The sequence below is a fragment of the Nitrospinota bacterium genome, assembly GCA_016235255.1.
Classification (GTDB): Bacteria; Nitrospinota_A; UBA7883; order UBA7883; family JACRLM01; genus JACRLM01.
The window spans coordinates 1-16912 of the sequence record JACRLM010000085.1; the positions used below are offsets into that span (position 1 = coordinate 1).

Sequence of the window (16912 nt, forward strand, 5' to 3'; positions counted from 1 at the left end):
AAGTCGGGGGGCCTATCTTCACACAAGCTCGATGGCTTCAGAACACCTCGGCCTCCCCGGAATCGAATGCCTTATACATATGAGTATGCTCTGATTTTGAATGTACAAGAACACCCCGATGAGCATTTGGGCAACAGCCCGGCCCGTCCACGGTCTTTGGTTTTTAAGTAGCGCCACAATCTATTTCCGCCTGTAGAACATGCTCCTGTCCACCTTCAAAAGGTCGGCGGCGCGGCTTTTGTTGTTGCCGCAGCGCTCCAGGGTGATGCGGAGGATCTCGTTGGTGATCCCGTCCAGCGAAAGGGCCTCGTATGGCATCGATATCTCGAACTTGGCCATAGGTCCGCCGTCCCCTTCGCCGGTTGCCGGGGCCGCTTCCATTGCGTTCTTGATTATCAGGTGGTCCGGCTGGATCAGTTCGTCGTCTGTCAGGATCGCCGCCCGCTCCATGCAGTTGCGAAGCTCGCGCACGTTTCCGGGCCAGGAATAATTGACCAGCATCTCCAGGGCGTTCTCGGAAATTCCCGGCAACTGCTTGCCAAACTCGCTGCGGAACTGGTCGAGGTAAAAGTGGCAAAGCAGCGGGATGTCCTCCTTGCGTTCGCGCAAGGGGGGTATGGTGATGGGGAAGGCGGATATCCTGTGATACAGGTCCTCCCGGAACGCGCCTGTTTTCACCATCTCCACAAGGTTCTTGTTCGTGGCCACGATCAGCCGGAAATCGGCCTTCACCGGGACGTTGGACCCCACCATTTCGAACACGCGCTCTTCAAGCACGCGCAAAATCTTCGCCTGCAGGTCGTAAGGCATGTCCCCTATCTCGTCTAGCAGGATGGTCCCTTTCTGGGCGGCGTCGAACTTGCCGGGGCGGTTGCGGTCCGCCCCCGTGAAGGCGCCTTTGACATGGCCGAAAAGCTCGCTTTCCAGCAGGCTTGAGGGGATGGCGGCGCAGTTGACGGCCACAAAGTTGTTCTCCATCCGCTCGCCGGCCACATGGATGGCCCTGGCCAGCACTTCCTTGCCAACGCCGCTCTCCCCGTATATGGCCACGGTGGTGTTCGGTATCCTGGACACGCGCTCGGCGAGCTTTAGCGCCTCCACCATCGCCTTGGACTTTGTGATAATGTTCTGGAAGCTGTAACGGCTCAAAAGCTGGCTTTTAAGCTTCCTGTTCTCTTCAGTCAGCTTGTGGCGCTGCAGGGCCCGGACTATGGTGGTGCGCATGCGCTGTGGTTCGCACGGCTTCTGGATATAGTCGTCCGCCCCTTCTTTCATGCTGGACACGGCGCTGTCCACCGTGCCGTATCCGGTGAGCATGATGAAAGGTATCTGGCCGTATCTGGCCCGCGCCTCGCGCAGAAGATCCAGCCCGTTCATCTCCTGCATCTGGTAGTCGGACATGATCAGGTCGATATCGTTGTTTTCCAGGATCGCCAGCGCGTCTTTGGCGGCCATGGCCGTAAAGCATCCGAATCCCCACGTCTCCATGTTCATTGCGAGGATCTGGAGCATTATTTCGTCATCGTCCACCACGAGGACTTTAGCGCCCCTGACGAAGGCCTCGTCGCTTTCAGCAGGATACTCCGCCACCTTGACCTCTTTTTTGCGGCAAACCAACGCTCATGACAAACCGGCAAACCGGACTGACGCCGAAATAATGGTCCACCACCGGCCCGCCTGAATTTTCATATATTTAACGATGCCGTCCGCCATATTATTTACCAGCCGCCGTGAAATTACAATGGTGGCATTAAATGCACCTTTGGCCCGGGCATGGCTGGCGGACGCAACCTGCCAGCCGCTCCGGGATTTTTATGTCACGGTCCGGCATAATTGGATATACAATACCCGTTGCTTGGATATTGAAAACATGAAAGCGGAATGAGCGAAACACTGGGAAGACAGCTTGCTTCGGCAAGGGCCAAGAAAGGCGTGTCCGTAGAGGAAATCGCCAGGCTTACGAGGATAAACGCCAAATTCATCAGGATGCTCGAGGAGGACAGGTATGACCTTCTTCCCGGACTGGTGTTCATAAAAGGGCTTTTGCGCACATACTCCGGCGTGCTGGGGCTGTCCGCCGAAGAGATGGTGGCCAAATTCGAGGGGCTTGGCGTGGAGATCGCCGACCGCAGCCCGAAGCTTATTTCAATGCCGCTCAATCCCAAGACCGGCATGGGCAAAAAGATCGCGGCCGGCGTGGCGGCGTTGGCCGTGGTGGCCTGGCTGTTCTATTATTTCCTCAGCCCGTCAGCCGAAGCGCCTGATAAGACCATCGAGCAGCAGATCAAAAACAGGGAAATCAAGACTCCAACGGTAGTAATTACTCCCCAGGAAGCAAAACCGGCCGAGACAGCCGCCCTTGAGACAACAAATGCCCCTGCGGCGGCCCCTGCGGCGCCAGCGCCCGTTACGGAAAAAAAGGATGCTGCGCCGGTCACCCCTCTCGTGGCAAAACCGGCGGCTCCTGCCCCTGTGGCCAATACCGTTGCGGCAAAACCGGCGGCTCCGGCCCCGGCCTTGGCAAAAAGGGAGGCAACGCCAGCCCCAGTGGCTCCGGCCACGGTCAAACCAGCCGCTCCAGCCCAGGGGGTCACGCACAATAATACAGATCAGCCTGCCGATGGGAACGACTCCCAGAATCACAAACTCATTATAACCGCCAGCGAAGAAACGTGGGTCAGCGTCTCGATGGACTCGGCGGGGTCAAAGCAGATGACGTTGCAGCCGGGCCAGAGCGTCTCTTTCAAGGCGAAAAAGCGGTTCAAGCTGACGGTGGGCAATGTCAGCGGGACAAAAGCGCGGCTGGACGGCGAGGATGTCAGGTTCCACCACGTTCTGCAGAACGTGGTGACGGACATGGAGATACCGGTAAAGCCCAGGCCGGCTGAATAATCATACAAACAATTACTTTAAAACAAGGTCACAGGTGAACGACAATTCATTGCCAGATTACGACGAAAACGGGGATGATCCTCTGTCCAACCGCGCGGCGGCAAGAAGGGCCAAGCGGGAATCCCGCAGGGTGACCGGCCGCCCGGCAAGCATGAGGCGCAAGACGCCGGGAATGGCGGCTGGAGGGGAAGATTCGGGCCAGAGCGGCGCTTTGCCCTCGCGTGAGTCCAGGACTCCGCTGGATGAGCGCCCCGCCCAGAAAAGCAGGACAAGAAAACCTGCCGGGGACCGGCTTTCCGGGGAACGCAGGCCAGAACGCGCTCCTGTCCGGAAAAGAAGGGAGCCGATGCGGGAGCCGGAGCCTAAAAGGCCCCGCCAGACAAAGGCCAGGCCCAGGATTGAGGAAGAAGGATTCGAGCTGCGGTCCCAGCCGGACGGCACGTTGCATAGGGTAAAGATCACCAATAAAAAACCGGGGGAGAAGACTATCCGCGCAAGGCGCCAGGTGCGAGAGGATCCATACGGCCCGGGGCCGGGCCCGGCGATTTTCCCGTCGGCGGCCCCTGAAGTGGGCGCGTGGCGCCGGATCGAAAGGGACTTGCGGCGCGGCGCCGTGGACGACAGGGTCGGCCAGTCGGCGGCGTTCCTTTCCAAAACGCTGGGGGCGGCTCCAAGGGTCGCCGTGATATTGGGAACGGGCCTTTCGCAGGCCGCTTCCTTCAGCGGCGGGAAATCGGCAAGTTTTTCCGAAATCCCCGGGTTTCCCGAGGCCAGGACTCCGGGCCATCCCGGAATCGTCCGTTCAGTCCATGTTGAAGGTGAGCCGGTGATCTTCTGCGAGGGGAGAGTGCATTATTATGAAAGCGGAAGCATGGCCGACGCCGCGCATGCCGCGTTGACATTTGCGCGGATGGGGGTGGAGCGCCTGATAATCACCACCGCCGCCGGGGCCCTGAACTCCGATTACGCCTTGGGGGACGTCATGTTTGTGGAGGACCATATCAACATGATGGGGGACAACCCGCTTTTCGGGATGAATCCCGGGAGCGGCCCGGCGGTCTTCCTGGACGTGACGAATCTTTATGAAAGAGACGTGATAGACGATTCGGACAGGATCAGCCGGCGGGCCAGGATGCGCCATCACGTGGGCACATTGGCGGCGATGCGCGGGCCGGTCTATGAAACGCGCGCCGAAAGAAGGCTGTTGACGAACATGGGGGCGGACGCAGTGTGCATGTCGGTGGTCCCGGAGGCGATAGCCGGCGCATACGCCGGCGCGAGGGTGACGGCGCTGGCGCTGATCGTGAACAGCGCGCTTGATGACGGCGGCATGGCGCTCACGCACGACGCTGTTGAAAGCGAGGCGGCGCGGCACTCCCTGGCGTTAAAACGGCTTATTTCTGCGGTGATAGCGCGTTGACGGGGGTCTTGATGAACTTATCCATTGAAGGCCCGGCCGCTTTTATGGTATAAATTCTAAAAATTCAAATAGTAACATGGCAAAGCTGATCATAACGTACAAGGACAAGGTCCTGCAGGAAATCGAGATCGCAAGGACCATCACCATCGGCAGGGAAACCGGGGATATCCTTATTAAAAACCCGGCCGTCTCCGCCCGCCATGTGAAGATAGAAAAGTCCGGCGCCCAGTTTATCGCGGTGGACTTGAACAGCACCAACGGCACGTTCGTCAACGACGAGCGGATAACACAAAAAGAATTGAAGACCGGCGACATGATCACCGTGGGCCGCCACGTGCTCAAGTTCGAGGATCCTGAGCAGCAATCTTCGGACGCTTCTTTCGGCTTCGGGACCGAAGACCTGGGCGGACAGACGCTGATGATGGACTCGTCGAAGATAAAGGCGATGATGGCCGCCGCCGGAGGCCCCGCCCCCAGCGGGGAAACACAGCAGACCACCACCAGGCGGGACGCGCCCAAGCTTTTCCTGATGCAGCCGTCCGGCGCCCCAAAAGTTGTGAGGCTGGAAAAAGAGTCCACAATGATCGGCTCTTCAGACACGTCGGACATACAGATCAAGGGGCTTACCATCGGCAGGGTGGCCGCCGTGATAGCCAAGGCGGGGGACAAGTACGAGATCACTTTCCAGGGCGGCATGGCCAAGCTGAAGGTGAACGGCAAGCAGGTGGACAGGCAGATCCTCGCCAACGGCGACAAGTTCTCTATAGGCTCCTACAACTTCGAGTTCCGCACGGAGCTTTAGGGCCGACGCGCCAGCCATCCAGGCCGGCCGGCGGTGATGCGGGTAGCACCGCCTGATCCCGGTTTAATTCCAGGTTCTATCCATTTTTTCTGTGACGCCGTATAATATCGAAAGATATCGGGGTGAATTGATGAAAAAGGAAATAATATTCCAGGTCGAAGAAGATGCGGAGGGCGGATTCATCGCCAAGGCCACCGGATATGCGATTTTCACACAGGCCGATTCTATCGAAGATCTGAAAAAAAATGTCCGTGAAGCCGTGGACTGCCATTTTGAGGACGATGAAAAGCCTTCGCTGATTGAAATTCTTTTCCAATGATCCTTACTGTTTCCAAACAAGCAACGTGTCCAGAATAGACACCGACTTCCTCGTGATCGGCTCCGGCATCGCGGGGCTCACCTTCGCCCTCAAGGCTGCCAGACACGGCCAGGTGGCGCTTGTCACAAAAAAGGAACTGGCCGAGTCCAGCACAAACTACGCCCAGGGGGGGATCGCCGCCGTCATGGGGGAGGACGACTCCTTCGAGCTGCACATGGCCGACACCCTGACCACCGGCGCCGGGCTTTGCCACCAGGACGCGGTGAGGATACTGGTGGAAAGCGGCCCGGCCATGATCCGGGACCTTATCGAGTTTGGCGTGCGGTTTTCAAGCGGGGAACGGGCCGGCGGGCTGGACCTGGGGCGCGAAGGGGGCCACACCAGGAGGCGCATCGCCCACGCAAACGACCTTACGGGGGCGGAGATCGAAAAGGCGCTCATCGAATCGGTCAAGCGCTCGCCGAACATACGGGTGTTCGAGAACCATATCGGGGTAAACCTCGTTTCCACCGCCAAACTCCGCCCGGAGCGGGTGGCCGCAAAATCGCCCGGTGACGCCTGCGTGGGGGCGTATGTGATGGACAAGGCGTCGGACACGATAAACGTATTTTCCGCCAAGGCCACATTCCTGGCCACCGGCGGGGTGGGCAAGGTGTACCTGTACACATCCAACCCGGACATCGCCTCCGGCGACGGGATCGCCATGGCCCGCAGGATCGGGGCAAAGGTGGCGAACATGGAGTTCATGCAGTTCCACCCCACATGCCTTTTCCACCCGCTGGCCAAGTCGTTCCTGATATCCGAGGCGGTGCGGGGCGAAGGGGCGCAGCTCAAACTGGCCAACGGCTCCACGTTCATGGAAAAATACCACCCCATGGGGTCTTTGGCCCCGCGCGACATCGTGGCCCGCGCAATAGACCGGGAGATGAAAAAAAGCGGAGACGACTGCGTGTACCTGGACACCCGGATGATAGACCCGGAATGGTTCCCCAAAAGGTTCCCGAACATTTTCGCCACATGCCTTTCCTTCGGGTTCAATCCCACCACCCAGATGATCCCCGTGGTGCCGGCCGCCCATTACATGTGCGGCGGAGTGAATACCGACCTGGACGCCCAGACATCCATCCCCGGCCTTTTCGCCGCGGGGGAATGCGCCCACACCGGGGTGCATGGAGCCAACCGGCTGGCGAGCAACTCGCTTTTAGAGGCGGTGGTGTTCGCCGACAGGGGGGCCAAAAGCGCCCTGCAACGGGTAAAAGCCGCGAGAACCGGAGATTTTGTGATTCCTGATTGGGACTACGGCAAAGCTGTGGACGCGGACGAGCAGGTGGTGATAACCCATATGTGGGACGAGATACGAAGGCTCATGTGGAACTACGTTGGCATCGTGCGCACGGACAAGCGGCTTGCCCGGGCCAAGAACCGCATATCCCTTCTCGTCCGGGAGATAGAGGACTATTACTGGAACTTCGTGCTCACCCCGGACCTCATCGAGCTTCGCAACCTGGCCCTCAACGCGGAGCTGATAATAGATTGCGCCATGCGCCGCCGCGAGTCACGCGGGCTGCATTACAACCTTGACCATCCGGAGCCCGACGACGGGGCATTTCTCAAGGACACGGTGGTCTGACAGGCGGAAGGCGATTCCCCGGCGCAATAAGGCTCCAAGGGCCGATATTCATGTATTTTTCTTATATTATTATAATTATAACCGCCGCCATCATATTGATATGTATATGCTTCCGTTTTTTGCATTGATTCTAATGTGATTTGGGAGTATTCATTATTCATGTAATTCTGATTTGGTCCATGTGGTGGAGGTATTTACCATGTTCAGGATTTCGTATTTTCTTTTCGCTACGGTTCCAGGCGCCCGCTGCATTTCACATGACCATTCCAGTCCACCATAGAAGCGCATATCTTTTCCGTTCTTTGCACCGTCCGTCTGGGGGAAACGCCGATTGATCGGTTGGGCGGGCACGTTCCTGGGTTGATTAGGCGGCTATTTATCTGGATTTGCCGCCGCGCCTGGAAAGGTCGCTCAAATGGCCGGTTCTGGTGGAATGGGGCTGTTGCCGAGGATTATCGCGCTGGCCGCGCTTTCGGTGACCCCCGCTTTTGCGCTCCTGCTTTACGGCGCCGTTGAAAACAGGCGCCACGCCGAAGAGGACGTCCGGTCCCATGTGGAACTTCTCAGCCATATGGTGATGGAAGAGCACAAGACGCTCATCGAGGGGATCCGGCAGGTCCTCATCGCCCTTTCCGTAAACGAGCTTGTGCGCCCCGGCACAGGGGGCAATTGCGACGCCATGCTGTCGGGGCTCATGACCCAATACCCTTTCTACGCCAATATCGCCGCCGTGCGCCCGGACGGCCGGGTCTATTGCAGCGCCGCGCCGCTGGCGGGCAGTCAAAACGTGTCGGACAGGTTGTATTTCCAGAAAGCCATGGCCACGGGAGATTTTTCCGCCGGGGAATACCAGTTTGGCCGCATTGTGAAAAAGAGCGTCATCATATTCTCATTGCCGCGCAAGAGCCCGGCGGGAGAGATACAATCCGTCCTTTATATCTCCCTTGACATCGAAAAGATGTACGGCCTGCTTGAAAAGCTCAACATCAGCCCGGGTGAATCGCTGCTTGTTTTGGACCGCAACGGGACTATCCTCGCCGGAAGACCGGACAACGGCATATGGAGAGGGATGCACGCGCGTGGTTCCAGGTTCATCCAGGCAATCCTGTCTTTAAAGCATGGAAGCGTGGAGATGCCGGGGGTGGACGACGTGGAAAGGGTAAGCTCGTTCTCGAACATCGACATAGGCGGCGAGCCTGCGCTTTATGTGGCCGCCGGGCTGGACCGCAAGGCAGTTCTCGCCGAAGTCAACCGCGTTTTCTTCTGGAATATCTCGTTGCTTGCAATCGCGTCATGCGCCTCCCTTGCGGCGGCGTGGATACTTGGAAAAGAATTCGTGGTGCGCAAGGCGGACATCCTGATGGGGACGATAAAAAAGTTCCGTGACGGCGACATGTCCGCGCGCAGCGGCATCACCCACAGCGGTGACGAATTCGGCGGGCTGGCCGAGGCTCTCGACCAGATGGCGGAGGCCCTGGAAAAGAGGACGGGCGAACTATGCTCGTCGCGGGGGGAATTGGACAAATTAAACTCGGAGCTGGAGGACATCGTGGAGGAACGGACGGCGCAGCTTTTGGCGGCGAACAAGGAGCTGGAGGCGTTCAGCTATTCGGTGTCGCATGATTTGAGGTCGCCGTTGCGCGCCATAGACGGTTTTTCGCTGGCGCTTATGGAAGATTTCGGGAACGAAATGAACGAGGAGGCCAACCACCATCTTGCCCGGATCAGGAGCGCCGCCCAGCGCATGGCGGCGCTGATAGACGACATTCTCAAACTGTCGCGCATCACGCGGGCCACCTTGAAAAGGGAGATCGTCAATTTGAGCGAAATCGCCGAAAGTATCGCCGGAGACCACATGGAGAACCAGCCCGGGCGTGAGGTGGAAGTGAAAATCGAGCCGGGCATGGAGGCCCATGGGGACGCATCGCTGCTGAGCATAGCCTTGGAGAACCTGATGGACAACGCGTGGAAATTCACTTCCAACATGGACCGGGCGATGATTGAAATCGGCCGATTGAACGGGAATGGCGCAACCGAGCAGGTGTTCTTCGTGCGCGACAACGGTGTCGGATTCCCGATGAAATACTCGGACAGGCTGTTTGGGGTTTTCCAGCGCCTGCACGGCGACAAGGATTTTCCGGGCACAGGAATCGGCCTGGCCACAGTACAGCGGATAATCCACAAACATGGCGGGCGGGTCTGGGCGGAAAGTTCCGAAGGCTCCGGAGCGGTCTTTTACTTCACGGTATGACGCGGGGGATGCGATGGACGAAAAGCTGATACTGCTGGTTGAGGACAACAAGGATGACGAGGACCTGACCATCCGGGCGCTGAAAAAGTCCAACATCATGAACAAAATAGCCGTTGCGCGCGACGGGGAAGAGGCGCTGGACCTGATTTTCAACAAGGGACTGCGCCCGGCGGTGACACTGCTGGACCTGAAACTTCCGAAGCTGGACGGCATGGCGGTGCTAAAGGCTATCCGCGAACGTCCAGAGACCAGGCTTTTGCCGGTGGTGATCCTCACATCGTCCAAGGAGGAGCAGGACATGATGAACGGCTATCAGCTCGGGGCGAACAGCTATGTGCGCAAACCAGTGGACTTTTTGCGGTTTCTGCAGGCTGTCCAGAGCCTGGGCCTTTACTGGCTGCTGCTCAACGAACAGCCGCCGAAAGTTGGTTGAACATGGTTATAAAGGAGCCGGAAATGGACAACTTGCTTAATCTTCTTCTTGTGGAAGATTCGGAGGAAGACGCGACACTGGTGGCAAGATCGCTCAAGCGCAACGGCCATCCGGTCAATTACAAAAGGGTATTTACCGCTGATGGGTTGCGGGCCGCGCTTTCCGAAAGGGAATGGGACGCCATTCTTTCCGACCATTCCATGCCGGGATTCGACACGTTTGACGCACTCGACATTTTACAGTCCAGCGGCAAGGACATCCCGTTCATCATCGTCAGCGGCTTTATAGGCGAGACGGAGGCGGTGCGCGCCATGAAGGCCGGGGCGCACGATTATGTGATGAAGGACAACCTTTCGCGCCTGGTTCCCGCCATCGAGCGGGAAATCGCGGAAGCCGCCTCAAGGAGAGCCAAGCTGTCGGCAGAATCCGCGCTGGCCGCCAGCGAGCGGAAGTTCCGCACGATTGTCGCCAATATACCGGACATCGTGTGGACTGTGGGCGAAAACGGCGATTTCGTGTTCATCAGCGCCAACGTGGAGAGGATCACCGGCTTTTCGCCGGAGGAAATCATGCGGACGGGAATGGCGGGGATGTGGTCTTCGCGGGTTCACGCGGAGGACAGAGACGTTTTCAACATCGCGTTTCGCGCCGCGTTCAAGGGATTGATCGGCGGGGAGAAGCTTTTCAACCTTGAATACCGCTTCCAGAGGAAGGACTGCGAGTACATCTGGCTGAATACCCGCGGCACATCGTCGCACGAAATGGACGGGCAAAGATTCATGGACAGCGTCACAGCCGACATATCGGAACGCAAGAGGATGGAGCGGATGCTTCTGTGCTCGGAAAAGATGGCCACCATCGGCCAGCTTTCCGCCGGAGTGGCGCACGAGATAAACAATCCGTTAAGCTACGTGATGAGCAACTATGGTTATCTGGCCAGGGAGCTGGAGAAGATTTTTTCCATGTGCGAATCATGCCCGGAAGGCGTATCAAAAGGGGCCGGCTTCGCGGAAAAGCGGGGGGAAATACGCGCGTTGCTCGAAGAGTCGCGCGAGGGGATCAACAGGATAAGCAAGATCGTGCGCGACCTGAAAGGTTTTGCGCGCACCGGCGGCGAACTGTTCGGCGAGGCGGACATCCATGAGATGCTCGACTCCACCCTGAACATCGTAAACAACGAGATAAAGTACAAGGCGAACGTGGTGAAAGAATACGGGGACGTGCCCAGGGTGGAATGCGTGTCATCGCAGATCAACCAGGTGTTCACCAACCTTCTGGTGAACGCGGCCCAGGCCATAAGCAAGCAGGGGGAGATAAGATTGCGCACCTACGCTGAAAGCGGCGGCGTTGCGGCGGAAATCAGCGATACGGGAAGCGGGATATCTCCGGAAAACCTGAAACGTATATTCGAGCCCCTGTTCACCACAAAGGACGAGGACGAAGGGACCGGGCTGGGGCTTTATATTTCCAACAGCATAGTGGAAAACCATCATGGGAAGATATCCGTGGACAGCGTCGTGGGGCAAGGGACGACGTTCAAGGTGTGGCTGCCGATGCGGCAATGACTGGAATGAATGAAAAACGCCGCGCTATATCGCCAGGTATCGGAGGGACAACCACAGCAGGACAAGCCCCAGCGCAAGTGTGATGATGTTCAGAATCACGGATATTCCGTGCAGCCTGCCGAACTTTTTGCGGAGTTCTTCTTTCTTCGCCGCGTCCTGCTCCACGCGGACAAGCCGTTTGACTTCCCTCGCCTCCGGTCCGTTCACATTCCCCGAATAAACGGCGATTGCGCCCATCACGATCAAAATCGCGATACCGGCTCTCACGGCGGAGTTTCCGAATGCGTCGAGGGTGTGTCCGATATAAGCCAGCGAAGCTAGCGCCAGCGCGCACAGCGACTGACCGAGCAGGAAATATTTCGGGAATATCTCCCCCACCACGTCTCCGGCGGTCTGCCTGTCTAGCGCCTTGAACACCGCCGGGGCGCCGATGAACGAGAAGAACACTATCGAGCCTGTCCATATGGCGATGGACAGCAGATGGACATACTTTACAATCAGTGTCATTGGCTCCCCCGCTTTCCCGCCATATCAGTTTGAAGTGACGAAGGTGGAAACTTTTTCATCGCTCTTGAGCTTCTCCGCGGCGCGGGCGGCGGCCGGCTCCGTCCTGTACGACCCCACACGAACCCGGTACCATGTGGTCCCTTTGTTGGCGAAGGGTTGTATGAACGCATTGTGGTTTTTGGCCGCAAGTCTGGCCGACAGTTTTTCCGCCTCGGCCTTTGAGGGGAAAGATCCCACCTGCACCGTAAAAGTTTTCGCTTCGGGTTTTTTCGCGCCGGAGGCCGATGAAGGGGCCTTCGCTTCGGCGGCCTGTTTGGGCTTTGCGGCCGGTTCCTTGGCGTTCTTTGCCGGCGTGGCCTCCTTTTTCGGTTTTTCCTGCTTGGCCGCTTCTTTTGCTTCCGCCGCCGGCTTGGCCGGATCGTTCTTTTTCACCAGGGCGGACACCTTTGGTTCGTCCTGCTTTACGTCCCGGACAGGCTCCGCCTTCTCCTGCCTGGCAGGTTGCGCCGTGGCCGCCGGGGCCTGTTCAGACGACAGCGTTTTAGTGAATGTGAACTGCTGGGGCCTGGCCTCCTTTTCCAGTTCCCTCTCCTTGATTATGGAATCCGCGTCCAGCTTTTTGGGAGTCACCGCCCCTCCGAAAAACTGCGATTCTTCCTCCTGTTGTCCGGCTTTCACGGGGGTCTCAGGCGCGTTTTGTTTCACCACCCCGCCGGAAAGGTATCCGGCGAGGAAAGTGACCCCAGCTATGGCCGCGATGGCTCCGAACAGCACCGCCACCTGCTTTCCCGTGAGGAGCACTCCCGGGCTCTTGCCCCCTTTTTTTTCGTTGCCGCCCATTTTCACATCCGTTCCGGGGCTTCCACGCCCAGCAATTCAAGACCGTTTCCTATCACTGTTTTCACAGCCTCCACAAGTTTAAGCCTGGCCTGCGAAAGGGGGACGTTCTCCGTCACAACCCTGTGATGCTTATAGAAAGAATGGAACAGCCCCGCCAGGTCCAGCAGATATTGGGGAATCGGGTGCACGTGGTACGCCTCCGCGCATCCGGCCACCACGTCCGGGAAACCGGCAAGCTTCCTTATCAGCCTCAATTCATCTTCCCCGGCAAGCTGGCTTTTGTCCACCTGCCCGAAGGGGACCATTTCCACTCCGCGTTCTTTTGCGGTGGTGAAAATATTGGCGCACCTGGCGTGGGCGTACTGGATGTAATACACCGGGTTTTCGTCGCTGTGTTTTTTCGCCAGGTCCACGTCAAACTCCATCTGGCTGTCCGTCGAGCGCATAAGGAAGAAAAAGCGCGTGGCGTCCACTCCAACCTCGTCGAGGATTTCCCGTAACGTGGTGAACACCCCGCTGCGTGTGGACATGGCCACAAGCTCCCCCCCGCGCTTCAGGTTCACGATCTGCACGAGCCTGGCCACAAGCCTTTCCGGATCGGCCCCCAGGGCCGCCACCACAGCCTTGAGCCGGGGGACGTATCCGTGATGGTCCGCCCCCCAGATGTCCACCATGGTATGAAAGCCACGGTCCAGCTTGTTCTTGTGGTATGCGATGTCCGCCGCCAGATAGGTGGTGGGCCCGTTTGCACGCCGCACCACCCGGTCCTTGTCGTCGCCGGCTATGTCGGTCTTCAGCCAAAGGGCGCCTTCGTTTTCGTATATGGCCCCGTTTTTCAACAGAAGCTCGATGAGCGCCGCCACCTCCCCCCGCTTGTGAAGTTCTTCTTCGGAGAACCACTCGTCAAACCCCACGCGGAAATCAGCAAGGTCCTTGCGGATATCCTCCATTATCGTTTCCGCCGCGTATTTGCGGGCCTTTGGCAGCGCTTCGGCCTGCGGCTCGTCAAGCACCTTGCCGCCGTATTTGTCCAGAAATCCCCGGGCCACATCTTTCATGTACTCGCCCTTGTAGGCCGGCTCGCCGAAAGGCTTTTCCAATAGCTCCCTGGCCCGTTCCAGCGTGGAATTGCCCAGGTTGTCCATCTGGAGCCCGACGTCGTTTATGTAATACTCTTTGTGCACGTCGTAACCGGCCTTGGTGAGTATGCGCGCCAGGCTGTCGCCAAAGGCTGCCCCGCGCCCATGTCCGATATGCAAAGGCCCGGTGGGGTTGGCGGAAACGAACTCCACCATCACCTTGGCCCCTTTGCCAAGATCGGCATTGCCGTAAGAGACGGGATTTCTAAAAATTTCGTCCAGCGACTCCACCCAGACTTCCGGCTTTACCGTCATATTGATAAATCCCGGCCCCGCAATGGACACAGCGGAGAGGGTGTCGTCCTTTGCGATGCGCTCTTTGAGTTTTTCGGCGATGGCGCGCGGCGAGGTCTTCAGTTTGGAGGCCAGGATCATGGCGGCGTTGCACGAAAAATCGCCGAATTTTTCCTCTTTGGGCGTGGTTATCTCGAAAAACGAGGGAGCCTCGTTCCACCCTTCGGCGGCCGCGGTCTCCCGGTACGCCTTCTCCACTATCTTCAATACTGTCTGCTTCATCCGTCCTGCCGATGTAATACTTGCGTTTGAACTGAATAGGTTACAACCCCGGAGCCGGTCAAGTCAAACGCGGGCGTCCTATCTTTCCCCGATCGCCTTGTACAGGCTCGCCTCCGCCACCTTGTAATCGGCCAGCGCCTGGTTATGAGCGGTCTTCGCGTTCACATACCCCGCCTGCGCGTCGGACACTTCTATGGAATTGCCCACCCCGGCGGCGTACCGGCCGTTGGCCAGATCCTGGTTCTCCACCGCAAGCTGGACAGACTCGCGCGCCACGGCGATCCGCTCCTCCGCGTCCTTAAGGTTCACGTACGCCTTTTGGACTTCCAGCTGGATGTTCCGGATCAAAGCGGATTCCTTCGCCGTAAGCGTGGTAAGGTTCGCACGGGCCTCCTCCACCTGGTACCTGGTGGAAAAACCCGAGAATAGCGGAAGCGTGAACGTCACTCCGGCGCTCCACTGGCTGTCCAGCGGAGGTTTCTCGCCGTAATAATCATAGGATGCGGAGCCGCTCAACGTTGGGTAATGCCCGCTTTCGGCGTAGCGGAGGGACTGTTCCGCGGAGTTTTTCATCGCCGCCGCCGCCATGAGGTCCGGCCTTGATCCCGCGGCCTTCTCCAGCGCCTGTTCCAGGGTGATGGCAATGGGGGTGAATGCAAGGCCGTCCACGATGGAATATTCCGGCGCGCCGGTGATCCCCATGGCGTTGTCCAGGTTGAGCCGGGCGATTTTCAGGGCATTGCCGGCCTTCATAAGGTTGAGCCGCGCGGAGGAAAGGTCCACCGCCGCCTTGGTCACCTCATACTTGGGCTTGGCCCCCGCGTCGAAAAATCCCCGCGCCTGGCGCATGTGGTCCTCGTATTGGCGCACGTTCTCCCGCATAAGCTCCACGTTGCGAATCGCCTGGGCGAGGCCGTAATACGCCTGCCGGACGTTGAAAACGATCTGCTGCCGGACGTTTTCCAGATCGGCCATGGCCGAATCGGCGCCATACCGCTGGACATCGGCCTGCGACGATGTTTTTCCGAAATCGAAAATGGTCTGGGTGGCCGAGGCTCCGGCGGAGTAGTTTCTGGAAAGCTGGTAGCGTCCGGTGGAGGACACGGTTGTGGAGTAATCGGTTTGGCTGTACCCGGCCGAAAGGCCGATCTGCGGGTAATACCCCGATTTGGCCCCCTGGGCCTTGGCCTTCCCCGCCTCCGCCGCCCCAGTGGATGCGGCTATGTCCGGATGGGCTCCAAGCGCGATTTCCACACAACGGGCGACGTCGAGCTTTTCACCCGGCTTTACCGGGCTTTCCGCAAACGCGGCGGCATGAAAACCGAAAAACAACGCAAGATAAAAGGCCGGTTTGATCCACTTCATGCGCGTTCGCCCCCCCTTTGTCATCCCTTCATCCCCAGCATCACCAATTTCGCGATCAGCCGGGAGAGCAAAGGGGCCGTTTTGCGAATGACAAATTTCGCGAGCCCGTCCAGCCCGATGGCAAGCTTGAAAAAACCTTCCCGCGTTTTATCAACGGCGGTGTAAAGAATGTATATGATCCGTTCGGCGATTGAATATTCAAGCTTGCCGGTGATGTTTTTTATAAAATCATCGTACCCGGTGTTGTCGAGGGTATGCGTCCCTGTGTCCAGTTCGCGCTTTTTCACAAGGGCCCGAAGCCGCGCGGTCCCCCTGATGGCGCGATATACGGTGAGCCGATCCTCCGAGGTGAGCCTGCGTTCACGCTCTTCGGCGCTTTGGGTATTCCTCCTGAACACATAGAAGGTGCGCCGGGCGTAGAACAGGCATTCGCCGAAATAGTTGTGTATTTTTTTCTCCACTTCCGTCACCCGCGCAAGGCCATGGTCCGCGAAAAGCTTCTCCCACCATTCGGTGTGCGCCCAGGTAAGATGGCCGCTGGATGGAACGAGCGGATCGAACGAATTTAGCGTCAGGCATTTGAACGGCTCGCGCTTATCGAACTGTTCCCGGTTCTCTTCGAACTCCAGGGGGAATATCTCGCCGTACATCCTGTCGCACCCGAATCCGGGTATGACGAAAAAGTAGAAAGCGTCCTGCGTGGACACGTCTATGAGCGAGGTTATGTATTCGCCGAGCCTGCGCGGGTCCAGATGCTCCCATATGTCAAAGCCCAGCACGGTGTCGAAAAGGCGGCCATCGGCCCTGTAATTTCGCAGCACGTCCAGCAGGTCCCCGGCGGCGAGCTTTCCTGCAAGCTCCGGCCAGGTGTCCTTTAAAATCTCCTCGCTTATGTCCACCCCGTGGACGTCCACTTCCCCGGAAAGGCCAAGCGTGAAAAGATCGTCGGCCGCGCCGCACCCTATCTCCAGCGCCTTTCGCGGCTTTAAGGAAGAGATTATGGAGGCGAAAAGCAGGTTGTGGGTCCGGACGATCCCCTTGACCCGCCCGATATGGCTGTCGAAATACGCGCTTCCGTAGAAGTTGGAGCTTTCAATGTTGTGGATCAGTCGGGTATAGTCTTCGTCGCTCTCGATCTGGACGACGTTGGCCTCATCCCCTTTTTTGTACGCCGGGCCGTCGCCGGCATATCTGGCTTTAAGGATTTTCATCTGCGCATGATACCATCCGCCG

Annotated in this window: 14 protein-coding genes; 8 read left to right on the forward strand and 6 right to left on the reverse strand. The window is 58.2% G+C overall.

Annotated elements, in window-relative coordinates; translation table 11 throughout:
- Positions 1 to 180 precede the first annotated feature (180 nt).
- Positions 181 to 1512 (reverse strand): sigma-54-dependent Fis family transcriptional regulator, encoded by a 1332-nt coding sequence (locus tag HZB29_11250; GenBank protein ID MBI5816170.1) that lies wholly within the window; start codon positions 1510 to 1512, stop codon positions 181 to 183.
- A 369-nt stretch (positions 1513 to 1881) separates the two neighbouring features.
- On the opposite strand from HZB29_11250, the gene HZB29_11255 reads away from it, so the two are divergent.
- From HZB29_11255 to HZB29_11290, 8 genes are all read left to right on the forward strand, one after another.
- On the forward strand, positions 1882 to 2892 hold the full coding sequence (locus tag HZB29_11255) for a DUF4115 domain-containing protein (GenBank protein MBI5816171.1): 1011 nt from the start codon (positions 1882 to 1884) through the stop codon (positions 2890 to 2892).
- Between the two features lie 34 nt (positions 2893 to 2926).
- Positions 2927 to 4312, forward strand: coding sequence for a purine-nucleoside phosphorylase (locus HZB29_11260; GenBank protein ID MBI5816172.1), 1386 nt, complete (start codon positions 2927 to 2929; stop codon positions 4310 to 4312).
- Positions 4313 to 4388: 76 nt separating this feature from the next.
- Positions 4389 to 5114 carry an FHA domain-containing protein gene (locus HZB29_11265; GenBank protein MBI5816173.1) on the forward strand — a complete coding sequence of 242 codons (726 nt, stop codon included), beginning with the start codon at positions 4389 to 4391 and terminating at the stop codon, positions 5112 to 5114.
- A gap of 130 nt (positions 5115 to 5244) precedes the next feature.
- Complete coding sequence (locus HZB29_11270; protein MBI5816174.1) at positions 5245 to 5433, forward strand: 2-oxoisovalerate dehydrogenase; 189 nt, start codon at positions 5245 to 5247, stop codon at positions 5431 to 5433.
- A gap of 25 nt (positions 5434 to 5458) precedes the next feature.
- The gene (gene nadB, locus HZB29_11275) at positions 5459 to 7063 is read left to right on the forward strand and encodes an L-aspartate oxidase (protein ID MBI5816175.1); all 1605 of its coding nucleotides are present in this window, start codon (positions 5459 to 5461) and stop codon (positions 7061 to 7063) included.
- 415 nt (positions 7064 to 7478) lie between these two features.
- The gene (locus tag HZB29_11280; GenBank protein ID MBI5816176.1) at positions 7479 to 9314 is read left to right on the forward strand and encodes a HAMP domain-containing protein; all 1836 of its coding nucleotides are present in this window, start codon (positions 7479 to 7481) and stop codon (positions 9312 to 9314) included.
- A gap of 13 nt (positions 9315 to 9327) precedes the next feature.
- Complete coding sequence (locus HZB29_11285; GenBank protein ID MBI5816177.1) at positions 9328 to 9747, forward strand: response regulator; 420 nt, start codon at positions 9328 to 9330, stop codon at positions 9745 to 9747.
- A gap of 23 nt (positions 9748 to 9770) precedes the next feature.
- Positions 9771 to 11312: a PAS domain S-box protein gene (locus tag HZB29_11290; protein MBI5816178.1), complete on the forward strand. Its 1542-nt coding sequence runs from the start codon at positions 9771 to 9773 to the stop codon at positions 11310 to 11312.
- A gap of 24 nt (positions 11313 to 11336) precedes the next feature.
- On the opposite strand, the gene HZB29_11295 is transcribed toward HZB29_11290, so the two are convergent.
- From HZB29_11295 to HZB29_11315, 5 genes are all read right to left on the reverse strand, one after another.
- The gene (locus HZB29_11295; GenBank protein MBI5816179.1) at positions 11337 to 11819 is read right to left on the reverse strand and encodes a DUF4149 domain-containing protein; all 483 of its coding nucleotides are present in this window, start codon (positions 11817 to 11819) and stop codon (positions 11337 to 11339) included.
- Positions 11820 to 11843: 24 nt separating this feature from the next.
- A complete protein-coding gene (locus HZB29_11300; GenBank protein ID MBI5816180.1) occupies positions 11844 to 12659 on the reverse strand; it encodes an SPOR domain-containing protein in 816 nt (271 codons plus the stop codon).
- A gap of 2 nt (positions 12660 to 12661) precedes the next feature.
- Positions 12662 to 14314: an arginine--tRNA ligase gene (locus HZB29_11305; protein MBI5816181.1), complete on the reverse strand. Its 1653-nt coding sequence runs from the start codon at positions 14312 to 14314 to the stop codon at positions 12662 to 12664.
- Between the two features lie 78 nt (positions 14315 to 14392).
- On the reverse strand, positions 14393 to 15679 hold the full coding sequence (locus HZB29_11310; GenBank protein ID MBI5816182.1) for a TolC family protein: 1287 nt from the start codon (positions 15677 to 15679) through the stop codon (positions 14393 to 14395).
- Positions 15680 to 15699: 20 nt separating this feature from the next.
- Positions 15700 to 16890: a class I SAM-dependent methyltransferase gene (locus HZB29_11315; GenBank protein MBI5816183.1), complete on the reverse strand. Its 1191-nt coding sequence runs from the start codon at positions 16888 to 16890 to the stop codon at positions 15700 to 15702.
- Between the last annotated feature and the right edge of the window lie 22 nt (positions 16891 to 16912).